Source organism: Raskinella chloraquaticus (SeqCode), from assembly GCF_021731865.1.
GTDB classification, from domain to species: Bacteria; Pseudomonadota; Alphaproteobacteria; order Rhizobiales; family UBA4765; genus Raskinella; species Raskinella chloraquaticus.
In genome coordinates, this window is the sequence record NZ_JAKFWN010000015.1 from 29,847 (window position 1) to 43,775 (window position 13,929).

Annotated in this window: 15 protein-coding genes; 10 read left to right on the forward strand and 5 right to left on the reverse strand. The window is 62.1% G+C overall.

Features of this window, described 5'->3' with window-relative positions:
* Window positions 1-29: 29 nt before the first annotated feature.
* The 3 genes from ACINK1_RS05515 to ACINK1_RS05525 are packed head-to-tail and all read right to left on the reverse strand — an operon-like array spanning window position 30 to window position 2,808.
* On the reverse strand, window positions 30-1,433 hold the full coding sequence (locus ACINK1_RS05515; RefSeq protein ID WP_376800091.1) for a bifunctional serine/threonine-protein kinase/universal stress protein: 1,404 nt from the start codon (window positions 1,431-1,433) through the stop codon (window positions 30-32).
* A gap of 2 nt (window positions 1,434-1,435) precedes the next feature.
* Window positions 1,436-2,176: a metallophosphoesterase gene (locus tag ACINK1_RS05520; RefSeq protein ID WP_376800092.1), complete on the reverse strand. Its 741-nt coding sequence runs from the start codon at window positions 2,174-2,176 to the stop codon at window positions 1,436-1,438.
* 41 nt (window positions 2,177-2,217) lie between these two features.
* Entirely contained in the window at window positions 2,218-2,808 is a 591-nt protein-coding gene (locus ACINK1_RS05525; RefSeq protein ID WP_376800093.1) for a HupE/UreJ family protein, read from the reverse strand.
* Between the two features lie 281 nt (window positions 2,809-3,089).
* Between ACINK1_RS05525 and rimP the strand changes: the two genes are divergently transcribed.
* From rimP to ACINK1_RS05575, 10 genes are all read left to right on the forward strand, one after another.
* On the forward strand, window positions 3,090-3,818 hold the full coding sequence (rimP, locus tag ACINK1_RS05530; RefSeq protein ID WP_376800094.1) for a ribosome maturation factor RimP: 729 nt from the start codon (window positions 3,090-3,092) through the stop codon (window positions 3,816-3,818).
* Entirely contained in the window at window positions 3,808-5,421 is a 1,614-nt protein-coding gene (gene nusA, locus ACINK1_RS05535) for a transcription termination factor NusA (RefSeq protein WP_376800095.1), read from the forward strand. The genes rimP and nusA overlap by 11 nt, the downstream gene beginning before the upstream one ends.
* A gap of 29 nt (window positions 5,422-5,450) precedes the next feature.
* Window positions 5,451-6,116 carry an RNA-binding protein gene (locus ACINK1_RS05540; protein WP_376800096.1) on the forward strand — a complete coding sequence of 222 codons (666 nt, stop codon included), beginning with the start codon at window positions 5,451-5,453 and terminating at the stop codon, window positions 6,114-6,116.
* 86 nt (window positions 6,117-6,202) lie between these two features.
* Window positions 6,203-8,890: a translation initiation factor IF-2 gene (gene infB, locus ACINK1_RS05545; protein WP_376800097.1), complete on the forward strand. Its 2,688-nt coding sequence runs from the start codon at window positions 6,203-6,205 to the stop codon at window positions 8,888-8,890.
* A gap of 11 nt (window positions 8,891-8,901) precedes the next feature.
* Window positions 8,902-9,300 carry a hypothetical protein gene (locus tag ACINK1_RS05550; protein WP_376800098.1) on the forward strand — a complete coding sequence of 133 codons (399 nt, stop codon included), beginning with the start codon at window positions 8,902-8,904 and terminating at the stop codon, window positions 9,298-9,300.
* Window positions 9,297-9,605: a hypothetical protein gene (locus ACINK1_RS05555; RefSeq protein ID WP_376800099.1), complete on the forward strand. Its 309-nt coding sequence runs from the start codon at window positions 9,297-9,299 to the stop codon at window positions 9,603-9,605. Before ACINK1_RS05550 ends, ACINK1_RS05555 begins: the two co-directional genes overlap by 4 nt.
* A 5-nt stretch (window positions 9,606-9,610) precedes the next feature.
* Window positions 9,611-10,027 (forward strand): 30S ribosome-binding factor RbfA, encoded by a 417-nt coding sequence (rbfA, locus tag ACINK1_RS05560; RefSeq protein WP_376800100.1) that lies wholly within the window; start codon window positions 9,611-9,613, stop codon window positions 10,025-10,027.
* Window positions 10,024-10,965: a tRNA pseudouridine(55) synthase TruB gene (truB, locus tag ACINK1_RS05565; RefSeq protein ID WP_376800101.1), complete on the forward strand. Its 942-nt coding sequence runs from the start codon at window positions 10,024-10,026 to the stop codon at window positions 10,963-10,965. Before rbfA ends, truB begins: the two co-directional genes overlap by 4 nt.
* A gap of 117 nt (window positions 10,966-11,082) precedes the next feature.
* Window positions 11,083-11,508 carry an Hsp20 family protein gene (locus ACINK1_RS05570; RefSeq protein ID WP_376800102.1) on the forward strand — a complete coding sequence of 142 codons (426 nt, stop codon included), beginning with the start codon at window positions 11,083-11,085 and terminating at the stop codon, window positions 11,506-11,508.
* 47 nt (window positions 11,509-11,555) lie between these two features.
* Window positions 11,556-11,804, forward strand: a complete 249-nt coding sequence (locus tag ACINK1_RS05575) for a DUF1150 domain-containing protein (RefSeq protein WP_376800103.1) — start codon at window positions 11,556-11,558, stop codon at window positions 11,802-11,804.
* Window positions 11,805-11,822: 18 nt separating this feature from the next.
* On the opposite strand, the gene ACINK1_RS05580 is transcribed toward ACINK1_RS05575, so the two are convergent.
* Both ACINK1_RS05580 and ACINK1_RS05585 read right to left on the reverse strand, forming a co-directional pair.
* A complete protein-coding gene (locus ACINK1_RS05580; protein ID WP_376800104.1) occupies window positions 11,823-12,365 on the reverse strand; it encodes an ActR/PrrA/RegA family redox response regulator transcription factor in 543 nt (180 codons plus the stop codon).
* A 183-nt stretch (window positions 12,366-12,548) separates the two neighbouring features.
* Window positions 12,549-13,823 (reverse strand): ActS/PrrB/RegB family redox-sensitive histidine kinase, encoded by a 1,275-nt coding sequence (locus ACINK1_RS05585; RefSeq protein ID WP_376800105.1) that lies wholly within the window; start codon window positions 13,821-13,823, stop codon window positions 12,549-12,551.
* Between the last annotated feature and the right edge of the window lie 106 nt (window positions 13,824-13,929).

Consider the following 13,929-nt stretch of genomic DNA (forward strand, 5'->3'; position numbering starts at 1 on the left):
TCGACCATGGCATGGGCGCACGCGGCTAATCAAGCATTGATGGATGCCTCACCCCTTGCCCGCACCACCGTCACCGTGCAGGGGGCTTCGGCAACCACGCGTGAGGAGACGCTGCCAAGAAAACGCCGGATCGCCGAGGACGAGCGTGCACCGATCACAATCTGGTCAACCGCGTTGTGGCGGGCAAAATCGATGACGGCGGCAGCCGGATCACTGGCCTCGATGACATGAAACGTCACCTGGTCGGCGGCTTTGGCAAGATCGCCCGCCCAGTGCTTCAACTCCGCCAGATGGTGCAGGTGAATGTTGCGACCCTCGGCATCAAGTGTCGAGTCGATACCGACCGCACGTATCTTTTGCACCGTCAGGCAGGCAAGCCGCATATGCGCCTGGCTGGCGATCAGGCGGGTGACGGTATCATGAACTGCCTGCAGCAGAGATGCTTGCGCCTTCAGATGCACGCACACAAGGATGATCGGCGCGCTGGCGGGTGTCAGCGCCTGAGTGACATCACCAGCTTCCTGTCCAATCGAGCGCAGCCAGCTTTTGAACGCCGTCATGAGATTGCCGCGCGTGAGGCGGTGGGCGCGTTCGGTCAAAACCGTCTGCTCGGGGTGTTCGAGCGCGAAGCTCAGCTGCGATGCCGAGGGGTAGCGCATGGCCGGATCAACTTCGAGGCAGCGCAGGATGATTTCCTGTAGCCACGGCTGAATGTCGGGATTGAGGGCCCGTGGCGGGATGGGCTGACGCCATATCCGTTTGCGCAAAGCGGACAGTGATTCCGGTTTGCCGAAGGGCCGGTGGCCGGTTGCCAGCACATAGAGCATCACCCCCAGCGCGAACTGGTCGCTGCGTGGATCATTGCGCTGGCGCAGCACCTGTTCGGGTGAAATGTAGGGCCCGGTGCCAAGCGGCAGGCGAAACTCTTCGCTCAGCAGATCTGGCAAGTGCAAATGGCGCGACAGGCCAAAATCAATGAGACAGGCCTCACCGCTGGAGCGCAGCATGACGTTGGATGGCTTGATATCAAAATGGATAACGTGCTGCAGGTGGAGCGCGTGGAGCGCGCGTGCCACTTTGGCGCCAAGTGCCGCGACCTCCTCACCACGCTGCGGGCCTTCATCCATCAGCGGGCGCAGCGACGTGCCATCGATCCGCTCCATGACAAGATAGGGTTTACCTTCTATCTCGCCACTCGCCACATAGCGCGGGACATGCGGCCCGCTGAGCCGTGGCAGGATCATCTGCTCCATCTCGAAACCGACGATGGCGGTTGGATCATCACCCTCGTGAACAAAGGGAATTTTCATGGCAAGCGGCTTGGTTTCGTTGGGAGTGTCGACGGTCCACAACTCGGCCATGCCACCGCGATGAAGAGGGGCAACCAGCGTGAAGCCGTCGATGACCATCCCTGCCGCAAGGCGCCCTGGCATCTTCAAGCTCCCCGCGCCAGCCGTGCCGCGAGGCTTTCAGGCAGGCCGGCGGCACGGATCGCCGCTTGCGCGCCGGCGACATCGTAAGGCGCACGCAGAATGGTCAAGGTATTGGCACTCGTATCAAGAAGCGCATAGGCGGCGGCAGGTACGCCGTCGCGGGGTTGGCCGACCGAGCCAAGAACGCCGATCCACCGTCGTTGCGCGAGTAGCGGGACGGCAACACCGCTGATGGGAACGAAATGCTCCACACGGCCGCCGGAGCGGGCATGGTAGAGAGTTGGACGATGCACATGGCCACACAGCGTCACCCGCGATTTCGTCGCCGCCAGAGCCCGTTCCGCATCGCGGTTCTGGGTGATGTAGGGCCAGCTTGCAGGTGATGCTGGTGAGGCGTGAACGAATTCGAGGTCTTCGATGATCGCGCTCATCGGCAGTGTCGACAGAAATCCGGCCTGGGCTGGTGAAAGCTGTTGGCGTGTCCAGTCAAGGGCGGCGCTCGCCGCGTCATTCATCGCCGTGGAAGGTGTGGCGATGGCCGCGTCATGATTGCCTTTGACGACGACGGCACCCTGTGCCGCAAGCCCGGCTACCCGCTCAACCGCCCAGTCGGGATCGCCGCCATAGCCGACAATATCACCGAGAATGACGATGCGGTCGGGCCGCGCCGCTGCCGCCTGGGCGAACGACGCTTCAAAGGCCTGCCGATTGGCGTGAATATCGGAAAACACGGCAATGCGCATGGGTCACTGAACGGCTGTGTGAATGGTCTGGCGGATGCCTATCATACTGCCCGCAGCGCCAGCAGGCCGAGGCCTGCCGCCACGGTTGCAAATCCGGCTGAACGCTGCATCACTTGGCTGCCACTGAGCGGCAGGGAGAGGAGAACGCCGGACATGTGGAGAAGAGCGGTCATCACCAGAAAGCCGGCAAAATAGCCGATCGCCGACGCATGATCGGGAAGTTCGACGCCGTGACCATAGCCATGAGCCAGCGCGAAACCGGCGATGAGCGTGCTCACCATGGCCAGCGGCAAGCGGACATTGCCGGCAAGCAGTCCGCCCAGCACGACCAGCGACAGGGCGATCAGCATCTCGTTTGCCGCTTGTGGAGCAAAAGACAGCGCCATTCCCGCCCCGACCGCCAGAAACGCCAGAAAGCACGCCGGCAGTGCCCATAGCGCCCTCCCGCCGTGAAGCCCGGCAAGCGCGCCAACGCTGACCATGGCGAGAACGTGGTCAAGACCGGTGAGCGGATGGACAAGGCCTGATGTCAGGCCAAACACATGATCATGCCCGGTGTGGGCGAAAGCCGGCAGGACGGGGAGCGTTGTCAGAAGTGCGGCAACGATGAATCGCAGTCTCGGTGTCGACATGTCATTTTCCCTGATCAAGCAGTAATGGTCACGATCATAGGCGGCGCGAAATGGCACGCAAGGCACCTTCGCGCTCATTTTGTGTGTCGGCAGCGTTCATCACCGAGGCTTGCGCCAGGACGCAAGCTCGCTTATGTAGACAGTCATTCAACGACATCTCATGCGGACGATGCATCGATCCGAAGTGAGGTGGGTCCCCCGGGGCCCGCCCCCGAACTCTTTGCATCAGCGCCTGCGGATGGCGGGCAACCGGACAGTTCACAGTCGAAAGCCGTCGAGGCATGAGCGCAAACAGAAATCACGACCAGCCAGAACCCATACTGTCGCCGGCAGCCGAGACCGTGATGGTGCCGGCTGCGCCCGATGCCCTGCTCGCCGAACCTCGTCTTTTTGTCGAGGCGGGGGTGGCGGCGCGGGTGGCGGAAGTCTGCGGGCCGGCTCTCGGCGATATCGGTTATCGCCTGGTCCGCGTGAAGATCCTCGCGGTCAATGGCTGCACGGTTCAGATCATGGCGGAGCGCCCTGATGGTATTTTTTCCATTGATGATTGCGAGGCCGCCTCACGCGCTGTCTCGCCCGTCCTTGATGTCGCCGACCCCGTCGACAAGGCCTATTATCTGGAGATGTCCTCGCCGGGGATTGATCGCCCTCTGGTGCGGGTCTCTGATTTTGTCCGCTGGCAGGGGCATGAGGTAAAGCTCGCCCTCAACATGGCCGTCGAAGGCAGGCGGCGTTTTCGCGGGGTTCTGGGCAAGGTCGAGCGAGAGGGCGTGCTGTTGACCCCGGACGCCGGCGAGATGGGAAGCACAGCCGACATCCACATTCCCTTTGCGATCATGAGCGAGGCGCGGCTGGTTCTGACCGACGACCTCATCAGGGAAAGCCTGCGTCGCAACGGGCCGCCATCGCTTGAGGACGCCGGCAAAGATACGGATCATCAACCCGCGCCAGCGGGCAGGACATCACCAGACAAAAAGTCTGACAAGAGGAGTAAGCGCCATGGCCGTTAGCGCCAATCGTTTGGAATTGCTGCAGATTGCCGACGCGGTCGCCCGCGAGAAGGCCATCGACAAGAAAATCGTTCTGACGGCGATGGAAGACGCCATCCAGAAGGCGGCCCGCTCGCGCTACGGTCTGGAGACCAATGTGCGCGCCGAGATCAATGCCAAGACGGGCGAAATTCATCTCGCCCGCCTGCTGGAAGTCGTCGAGGCCATTGACAATGATGCAACCCAGATTGTCCTTGAAGATGCCAAGCGCCGCAATCCGGCCGCCCAGCCGGGTGATTTCATTTCCGAAACCCTGCCGCCGATGGATTTCGGCCGCATCGCTGCCCAGTCGGCAAAGCAGGTTATCGTCCAGAAGGTGCGCGAGGCCGAACGCGACCGGCAATATGACGAGTTCAAGGACCGCATCGGCGAGATCATCAACGGCCTCGTCAAGCGCGTGGAATACGGCAATGTGATCATTGATCTGAGCCGCGCCGAAGCCATCATCCGGCGCGATGAAATGCTGCCGCGTGAGGCGTTGAAGCCGGGTGATCGCGTGCGCGCCTATGTCTACGATGTGCGCCGCGAGCAGCGCGGCCCGCAGATTTTTCTCTCGCGCACCCATCCCATGTTCATGGCCAGGCTTTTTGGCCAGGAAGTGCCGGAAATCTATGATGGCGTGATCGAGGTGAAGGCGGTGGCGCGGGACCCCGGTTCGCGGGCAAAAATTGCCGTTTATTCGCGCGATTCCTCCATCGATCCCGTCGGCGCCTGCGTCGGCATGCGCGGCAGCCGCGTCCAGGCCGTCGTTAATGAATTGCAGGGCGAGAAGATCGACATCATCCCGTGGTCGCCCGATCAGGCGACCTTCATCGTCAACGCCCTCGCGCCCGCTGAAGTGGTCAAGGTGGTGCTTGATGAGGAAGCCGAGCGCATCGAGGTGGTGGTGCCCGACGACCAGCTGTCGCTTGCCATCGGCCGGCGCGGCCAGAACGTCCGCCTGGCCTCCCAGCTCACCGGCTGGAACATCGATATCCTGACGGAGGCTCAGGAATCGGAGCGCCGCCAGAAGGAATTCGCCGAACGCACCCAGCTATTCATGACCGCGCTTAACGTCGACGAGGTGGTGGGCCAGCTCCTGAGTTCGGAAGGCTTCGCGTCGGTCGAGGAACTGGCGTTCGTTGATCTCACCGAACTTGCCGAGATCGAAGGATTCGATGAGGACACGGCAAAGGAAATCCAGCAGCGCGCCACGAGCTTCCTCGAGCAGCAGGATCGCGAACTTGATGATCGGCGCAAGGAGCTTGGCGTCGCCGATGAACTGCTGTCGGTGCCCGGCATGTCGAAGAAGATGATGGTGGCGCTTGGCGAAGGCGGCGTGAAGACGCTGGAAGACTTCGCCGATTGCTCGACCGATGAACTCACCGGCTGGCAGGAGCGCAGCGAAGGCGAGACCAGGCAACATGCCGGACATTTCCAAGGGCTCGATATCACACGCGAAGAGGCAGAAAACCTGATCCTGCAGGCTCGTGTCGCGGCCGGCTGGCTGAAACCGGAGGATATTCTCCCGCCTCAGGCGGTGGCGGAGGAAGCCAGTGACGAAGAGGCTCCAGCGTCGCTCTGACGGCAGGGATACAACGAGGCGAAGGGGCGATGGTGGCGGCAGGCAGCGATAGTGCCGGGTCTTTGGCGGATGGCGAGCACGATGGTGGCAAACCGCGTGGGCGGCTTGAGCGTATGTGCGCCCTCACCCGCGAGCTTCGCCCCGTCGATCGGCTGATCCGCTTCGTGCTCGCCCCCGACGGCTCGCTTGCCGCTGACCTCAAGGCGGTCCTTCCCGGGCGCGGCGTGTGGATATCCGCAAACCGCCGCGCCGTTGGCGAGGCGCAGCGCAAGCGGGTTTTTGCCCGTGCCTTGAAACGGCCAGTCGCAATCATCGACACGCTGGAAGATGATGTCGAGGCATTGCTGGTCAAGCGCGCCCGCGACAGTCTGAGCCTTGCGATGAAAGCCGGGCAGGTGGTATCGGGCTTTGCGCAGGTCGAAGCAGCGTTGAAGCAGGGCGCCCTTGGCCTGCTTCATGCGCGGGACGGCGCGGAGGATGGTTGCGTCCGACTTGATCGCCTTTTTCGTGCCGTATCGGGGGATTCAGCCCCGATCTGGAAAGTTTTTGCAGGCAGCGATTTGGACTTGGCGTTAGGCCGGTCGAATGTGGTACATGCTGCGCTGTTGAATGGATCAGCCGCCCAGGCTTGCCTGGCGCGGATTGTTTTGCTTTCAGCCTATCGCAATGATGGGATGGAGGCGGAAAATGTCTGACGGCACTCCCGACGGGGCCGGCTGACAGGCAATTTCCGAAACGTGTTGCAGTTGATACAGCGCCAGGTGGCAGAGACGGTTTTCGAATGAGCGACAGCAAACAACCGGGCGACAAGACGATCACGGTCTCTCCGGCCTCCAAGACGCTGACCCTGAACAAGGGCAGCGCTGGAGCCAACATCGTGCGGCAGAATTTCTCGCACGGGCGGAGCAAGGCGGTCGTCGTCGAGGTGCAGAAGAAGCGCCGCATCGGCAGCGATGGCAAGCCGATTGTCGAGCGCCCCCCGGTGACGGCCGCGCCTGCGGCCAAGGCAGCGGCTCCAGCGCCTGCGGCAACGCCACCCGTCGCTGCCAAGCCGGCAGCACCTGCCACCGCCCCGGCACCGGCGCGGCCCTCCGCCACGCCCTCGCGCTCGAGCGGGATGGTGTTGCGCACGCTGAGCGAGGAAGAAAAGCAGCTGCGTTCACGCGTCCTCGAAGAGGCTCGCTCGCGCGAGGCCGATGATCGCAAGCGCGCGGATGATGACCGCCATCGCTGGGCCGAGCAGGAAGAACAGGCAAAGCGCGAGCGTGAGGCAGCGGAAGCGCGCCGCATCGAGGAAGAAGAGCGTCGCCGCCGCGAGGAAGAAACGCGCCGGCGCTCCGAGTCCGAAGCCAAGCGCCAATTGGGCGAGGAGCCAGGCCGCGCGCCCGCCCCGCCACTCAGCCGCTCGACAACGCCGCGCCCTGCGGCCTCGCCGTCAGCGCCAGTGGCTGCCCGCCCGCCAGGCCCGCGCGCTGTTGAAAGCGAAGAAGACGAGCAGCGCCGCACGGGCGTTCGCAAGGGCGTGGCTGCCCGCCCCGTCGCGCCTAAGCCTGAAAAGCGCGAGATCGACCGCCGCCAGGGACGCCTTACGCTTGGTAATGCCCTTCTGCAGGATGATGAGCGCAATCGCTCGCTGGCCGCCATGCGCCGGCGTGTGCAGCGCAATCAGCGCAAGGCGATGGGTGGAGAAACGCGCGAAAAGATCGCCCGCGAGGTGGTGTTGCCCGAGGCTATCACCATTCAAGAACTCGCTAACCGCATGTCGGAGCGTGGTGTCGATGTCATCCGCCTGCTGATGAAGCAGGGCCAGATGCACAAGATCACCGATGTGATCGATGCCGACACCGCCCAGCTCATTGCCGAGGAACTGGGCCACAGCGTGCGCCGCGTTGCTGATTCTGACGTTGAAGAAGGGCTGTTCAATGCCATCGATGATGATGGCGAGATGCAGCCGCGCCCGCCGGTCGTTACCATCATGGGCCATGTCGACCATGGCAAGACCTCGCTGCTGGATGCCCTGCGTAAGACCAATGTCGTGTCCGGTGAAGCCGGTGGCATCACCCAGCATATCGGTGCCTATCAGGTGGTGTCGCCGCTGGGGGGCAAGATCACCTTCGTCGACACGCCTGGTCACGCCGCCTTCACCGCCATGCGTGCCCGTGGCGCCAAGGTGACCGATATCGTCGTGCTGGTGATTGCCGCTGATGATGGCGTCAAGCCGCAGACGGTGGAGGCCATCGCCCACGCCAAGGCTGCGAAAGCACCGATCATTGTCGCCATCAACAAGATCGACAAGCCGGACGCCAACCCGCTGCGCGCCCGCACTGAATTGCTGCAGCACGATATCCAGGTGGAAAGTCTGGGCGGCGAAACGCTGGAAATCGAGGTATCGGCCAAGACGGGCCACAACCTCGACAAACTCCTCGAAGCCATCCAGTTGCAGGCTGAACTGCTTGATCTGCGGGCGTCCGCCGATCGCCTGGCTGAAGCCTATGTGGTGGAAGCCAAGCTTGATCGCGGGCGGGGACCGGTGGCGAGCGCCATCATCAGCCGTGGCACGCTCAAGGTTGGCGACATTGTCGTTGCCGGAGCGGCCTGGGGCCGCGTGCGCGCGCTCATGAACGATGCCGGCCAGTCGATCCCGCAAGCTGGTCCGTCCATGCCGGTCGAAATTCTCGGCTTCTCCGGCGTGCCGGAGGCCGGTGACCGGCTTGCCGTGGTTGAAAACGAGGCGCGCGCCCGCGAGATCGCCGATTACCGTGACCGCCAGCGCCGCGACAAGATGCAGGCTCGCCTTGCCGGCAACCGCACCTCGCTCACCGATATGATGACGCAGATCAAGTCGGGCGCCGGGCGCAAGGAATTCATCCTGGTCGTCAAAGGCGACGTGCAGGGATCGGTGGAGGCTATCGCCGGCTCGCTCGATAAGCTCGGCACCGACGAGGTGGGCGCCCGCATCATCCATTCAGGCGTCGGTGGCATCACCGAATCGGATGTGACGCTGGCTGCTGCATCGGGTGCGGTCATCATCGGCTTTAACGTCCGCGCTTCGCGCGAGGCGCGCGAAGTTGCCGAGCGTGATGGCATCGAAATCCGCTATTACAACATCATCTATGATCTGGTGGATGACGTGAAGAAGGCGATGACCGGCCTTCTTGCCCCCACTTTCCGCGAGGAAATGCTGGGCAACGCCGCCATTCTTGAAGTGTTCAACATCTCCAAGATCGGCAAGGTCGCGGGCTGCCGGGTCACCGATGGTGAAGTGCAGCGCGGCGCCAATGTCCGCCTCATCCGCGACAATGTTGTCATCCACGAGGGCAAGCTCAGCCAGTTGAAGCGCTTCAAGGACGACGCAAAAGAAGTCACGGCCGGGCAGGAATGCGGCATGTCGTTTGAGAATTATCAGGACATGCGGGCTGGCGACGTCATCGAATGTTACCGGGTGCACGAAGTCCAGCGCACGCTGTGAGGATGGTCGAGATGGGAAACAAGATTACAGAAAATCCCAAGATTGCAGGCGCGAAGAAAGCGAATCAGGAGATGGTGAGAGGCGCGGCGGCGCTGTCTGCGGCGACCCTTGGCATGTCACTCATACCTTTTATGGGCCCGTTACTGGTGGGGGGATTAGTGGGGCCGCTGGGCTTGGCGAAAACCTTAGAAGGCGTCACGCCATCTGCCGATGATCAGAACATGCTTTTTGACCTCCAATTCGATCATATTTTGGCTGAGCTGTCTGAGATCAATAAAACGGCCGATGATGTGGTGCAAAGCAATATCGAAGCGCTTGGCGCTATTTCAGCCAGCGGCGAGCGGATCGACCGCCTTAATCGCGATAATGAGCATTCTCTGGCCAGATTGGTGACAGGGTCGGTTGCATGAGCGACGGCAAGGAGGTTGCGGGCAGAGCTGGCAAGACCTGGCTGCCGTCGGCCAAGAAATTCGGGGAGTTTGTTCTTGCGGTTTTCCAGATGCAAAGATCTCTGGAGGCGCTTAAGAGCCAAAACAAGCAATTGCAGGATGAAGTCTCGAGGCTTCAACGGCAAGTCGACGAGCAGGCAGGTCAATTGAAATCAATTCAGTCGTTTGTGCAGACCGCTGTATATGAACACGTCGACCGTCGCGCCGAACGAGCGGCCATGGCCGTCATGCAGCAATTTATCCGTGTAGGCCCCGAAGCGGAATAGGATCCTTGCGGAAATCAGTGAAAGACCAGGCACGCGGCCCCTCGCAGCGACAATTGCGCGTTGGGGAGACCATTCGCCACGCTCTCGCAGAAGCCTTGCAGCGCGAGGCGATTGCCGACAGCAAGATCGACACGCGTCTGGTCACTGTGCCTGAGGTGCGCATGTCGCCTGATCTCAAGCTCGCCACCTGCTACATCATGCCGCTTGGCGGCCGGCTGGTAAGCGAAACCGTGGCCCTGCTGGAGCGCAACAGCAAGTTCCTGCGTGGCGCCATCGCCCGGCGCATCGCCATGAAGTTCATGCCCGAGCTGCGCTTTCGCGCCGATGACAGCTTCGAGCGCGGCCATTCCATTGATCGCCTGCTGGAATTGCCCGAAGTCCGTCGCGATACCGAGGCTCAGGACAAAGGGAATGCCTCATGAACGCGCCGCGACGCATCAAGCGCGATATCGATGGCTGGATCATTCTCGACAAGCCGACCGGCACGACCTCGACGCAGGCGGTCGGCGCAGTCCGCTGGGCGCTGTCGGCCAGGAAGGCCGGACATGCCGGCACGCTTGACCCTCTGGCAACCGGCGTCCTGCCGATCGCGCTCGGTGAGGCGACCAAGACGGTCGCTTATGTGATGGATGGCCAGAAGCGCTACCGTTTCACTGTCACCTGGGGGCAGGAAACCGATACGGATGACAGCGAGGGCAAGGTTGTGCGCGAGAGCGCCCTGCGTCCGACCCGCGAGGCCATCATGGCGCTCCTGCCGCGCTATACCGGCACCATCGAGCAGGTGCCGCCGCAATTCTCCGCCATCAAAATCCAGGGCGAGCGTGCCTATGATCTGGCGCGCGAGGGGGAAAGCGTCACTCTCGTCGCCCGCCAGGTCAATGTCTATGAGCTGACGCTCGCCGACATGCCCGATGATGACCATGCCGTGTTTGAATGCGAATGCGGCAAGGGCACCTATGTACGATCCCTGGCGCGCGATATCGGGCGTGATCTCGGCTGCCTTGGCCATGTGTCGACGCTGCGGCGTACGCAGGTCGGCGATTTTCGTGCCGACGAGGCCGTCAGCCTCGAAGCAATCCTTGCCCTGCGCGAGCATCCCGAGGCGGCAGCACAGCTCCGCACCATTCTTCACCCTATCGCCGGCGCCCTTGCCGATCTGCCGCATATCGCCATTGATCGTCATGCCGCAGAGCGTCTGCGCCGTGGGCAGGCAGCGCTGCTGCGGGGACGAGACGCGCCGATCATCGAGGGTGAGGCCTATGCGACCTGCCATGGCGAGCTGATTGCCATCGGCACCGTGGAAGCCGGTATGTTTCAGCCATCCCGTGTGTTCAGGTCCGGTGGCATCATCACATCCTGACGTCGTTTCAGGCCCCTTGCGCCTGACAGTTCTCTTCCCCATATGGCGATCTATAGCACAAGGCGGATGCCGAAATCGGGTCCGCCGGTTTGAAGTCGCTTCAAGGAGGGCTTCGTCATGGCACGTCAACCGCAATTTTCCTCGCCTCTCCTGCTTGGATTCGAGGACATGGAGCGCCTGCTTGAGCGCGCCGCCAAAAGCCAGAGCGATGGCTACCCGCCCTATAATATCGAACGCGTGAACGAGGACCGCGGGACGGCGCTGCGCATCACGCTGGCGGTGGCCGGTTTCAGCCGCGATGAGCTCGAAATCACCGTCGAGGAGCGCCAGCTGATGGTACGCGGCCGCCAGAGCGACGATATGTCCGACCGGCTGTTTCTCCATCGTGGCATCGCCACCCGTCAGTTCCAGCGCACGTTCGTTATGGCGGAGGGCATCGAGGTGACCGAGGCCCGGCTTGAGAACGGGCTGCTTTCCATCGATTTGCTGCGCCCCGAACCGCAGCGCCTGACGCGGCGCGTCGACATCATCGCAAAGGATTAACTTCTTGAGCGCAGCATTGCTGTCTCAGGATCGTTGAGGAGGGTACCATGCCCCGTAATATTGTCAGTACCGATCCGTCTTTTGCCACCCTTGGCGAGGGCAGATTGGCCTATGTCCGCACACTGTTGGCCGAAGAGGTACCGAACCTCTTCCCGCAAGCGCCGCGTCTCCAGCCCGGTCTGCGCCTGTTCGCGCTCTTCAGCGCCGATGGCACGCCGATCATGCTGACCGACACGCGGGAAGCTGCATTGGCCAATGCCTGGCAGCATGATCTGGTGACGCTGAGCCTCCACTGAACGCAAGGCGCGCGGAACTCAGCGCGGCGCCCGCTTGCCCAGAATACGCTGCAGGGTGCGCCGGTGCATGCCAAGCCTGCGGGCGGTTTCCGACACGTTGCGCTCGCACAGTTCGTAGACGCGCTGGATGTGTTCCCAGCGTACGCGATCAGCTGACATGGGGTTGGCGGGGGGTTCAGGCCGCGAGCCTGCCTCGCTGACAAGCGCGCTCATTACTTCGTCGGCATCCGCTGGTTTTGCCAGATAATCCATGGCTCCGAGCTTCACGGCGGTAACGGCGGTGGCGATATTGCCGTAGCCGGTCAGCACGATGGCGCGCGCATCCGCCCGCTCCGCCTTCAGCCGGCGCACCACATCAAGCCCATTGCCGTCACCAAGTCGCAGGTCAACCACAGCGAATGCGGGCGGGGATTTCGCCACATGCGCTACCCCTTCGGCGACGCTTTCAACAGCACAGACATCAAAGCCGCGCGTTGACATGGCACTGCTCAGACGCTGAAGAAACGCCCGATCATCATCGACGATCAGCAGGCTTCTATCCTTGTGCATATCAAGTGACATGGTGCGTTCCTGTGTCGTATGGACCTTCAAAAGGGTGGTTTGGCTGCAAAAAGAGCAAAAAATGAAACAAAAAGGCGCGCAAAGATTAAACAGATCAGGCTCGGAAACACCCGACGGCGTCATAAGTGTATTCCATTACGCTTCATTTTGGGCAGTGGATTGCCTGGGACGGTAAATTTATTTTCACGCGTTGGCATAGGTCGACGTGATCTCGTCTTTTTCGAAATCGGCCCTCATCCAGTCGATCTTCAACTGCGCCCCGTGGTCAGGTGGCGGTCGATTGGCCAGCGCAATGCGCCCGCCGCTTCGCTCGAGGAGCCGTTTGGCAATGAAGAATCCGAGGCCCAGCCCTCCGCTGTCTTGGCTTCGCCCCGAAACGTACGGCTCACCAAGGCGCGTCATGATATCAGCGCGAATGCCGGGACCATCGTCGATAATCAGCACCGATATCTGGCGCTCGCTCCAGCGTGCATCGATGCGAACGGTGTCGTGTGCAAAGTCGATGGCATTTTCGATGAGATTGCCGAGACCATAAAGGATGGCCGGGTCGCGCCTGCCGACAGGCTCCGGCCCGCTTCCCCTGCATTCAACGGTGACCTGAACGCCGAAATGGCGATGCGGTTCGACGATATTCTCAAGAAGATGGGAGAGCGTCAGGCGATGAAAGGGCTCGTTATCCGACGCTCCCAGTGACGTCAGCTTGCTCATGATATCGCGGCACCGCAAGATTTGCTCGCGCAACAGGGCTATGTCCTCGCCATGGTCGGCTTTGAGCGCCGGATCGCCTTCCAGATCCTTGGCTATGAGGGCGATGGTCGCAAGCGGTGTCCCCAGCTCGTGTGCTGCTGCTGCGGCAAGGCCGTCGAGCTGTGACAGATGCTGTTCGTGGACCAGCGCCAGCTCGGTCGCGGTCAACGCGTCCGACAATTGCTGGCTCTCGCGGGCAATGCGAGACACGTGAAGCCCCATGAAGACCATCGAGGCGGCAAGTGAAAACCAGGCGCCGAGAACAAACAGCGTCGCTGGCCGGTAAACTTCCCCCGGCGACCATGGCAGCGGCAGGTGCCATATGCCGATCACTGCAGCGGCCACAAGCGTCAGGCACCCGAGGAGCAGGGTCTGTGCCGGATGCAGGCTGGAGGCCGAGACCATCACCGGCACGAGGAACAGGAAGGCGAAAGGATTGCCAAGCCCGCCAGTGAGATAGAGCAGGGCTGCCAGCTGGGCGATGTCGAAGCCTAGATAGGCAAGGGCCATGCGACCGCTCAGACGCATCGTTGCCGGAAAAACGTAGCGTGACGCCAGATTGGCCGCGACCAGCGCAAGGATGACGGCAAAACAGGGCAGCAATGGCAGGGTGAAGCCGAATCCGTAGCGAACAAGGAGGATGGACGCAGTCTGTCCCGCGACCGCCAGCCAGCGCAGCCGCACCAGCGTATCAAGGCGCAATCGTCCCATGTTGGAGACAGCAAGCGGTGGTAAGTGCGGTAACGTGAACATCGCCTATCTCCGAATTTGCCGCTATGCGAGACTGGACGGGTTGATCGGTGTCGCCATCGCTGCC

Coding starts and splice junctions, on each gene's coding strand:
- ACINK1_RS05515 (WP_376800091.1), bottom strand. CDS start 1,433: ATGCCAGGGCGCCTTGCGGCAGGGATGGTCATCGACGGCTTCACGCTG.
- ACINK1_RS05520 (WP_376800092.1), bottom strand. CDS start 2,176: ATGCGCATTGCCGTGTTTTCCGATATTCACGCCAATCGGCAGGCCTTT.
- ACINK1_RS05525 (WP_376800093.1), bottom strand. CDS start 2,808: ATGTCGACACCGAGACTGCGATTCATCGTTGCCGCACTTCTGACAACG.
- rimP (WP_376800094.1), top strand. CDS start 3,090: ATGAGCGCAAACAGAAATCACGACCAGCCAGAACCCATACTGTCGCCG.
- nusA (WP_376800095.1), top strand. CDS start 3,808: ATGGCCGTTAGCGCCAATCGTTTGGAATTGCTGCAGATTGCCGACGCG.
- ACINK1_RS05540 (WP_376800096.1), top strand. CDS start 5,451: ATGGTGGCGGCAGGCAGCGATAGTGCCGGGTCTTTGGCGGATGGCGAG.
- infB (WP_376800097.1), top strand. CDS start 6,203: ATGAGCGACAGCAAACAACCGGGCGACAAGACGATCACGGTCTCTCCG.
- ACINK1_RS05550 (WP_376800098.1), top strand. CDS start 8,902: ATGGGAAACAAGATTACAGAAAATCCCAAGATTGCAGGCGCGAAGAAA.
- ACINK1_RS05555 (WP_376800099.1), top strand. CDS start 9,297: ATGAGCGACGGCAAGGAGGTTGCGGGCAGAGCTGGCAAGACCTGGCTG.
- truB (WP_376800101.1), top strand. CDS start 10,024: ATGAACGCGCCGCGACGCATCAAGCGCGATATCGATGGCTGGATCATT.
- ACINK1_RS05570 (WP_376800102.1), top strand. CDS start 11,083: ATGGCACGTCAACCGCAATTTTCCTCGCCTCTCCTGCTTGGATTCGAG.
- ACINK1_RS05575 (WP_376800103.1), top strand. CDS start 11,556: ATGCCCCGTAATATTGTCAGTACCGATCCGTCTTTTGCCACCCTTGGC.
- ACINK1_RS05580 (WP_376800104.1), bottom strand. CDS start 12,365: ATGTCACTTGATATGCACAAGGATAGAAGCCTGCTGATCGTCGATGAT.
- ACINK1_RS05585 (WP_376800105.1), bottom strand. CDS start 13,823: ATGGGACGATTGCGCCTTGATACGCTGGTGCGGCTGCGCTGGCTGGCG.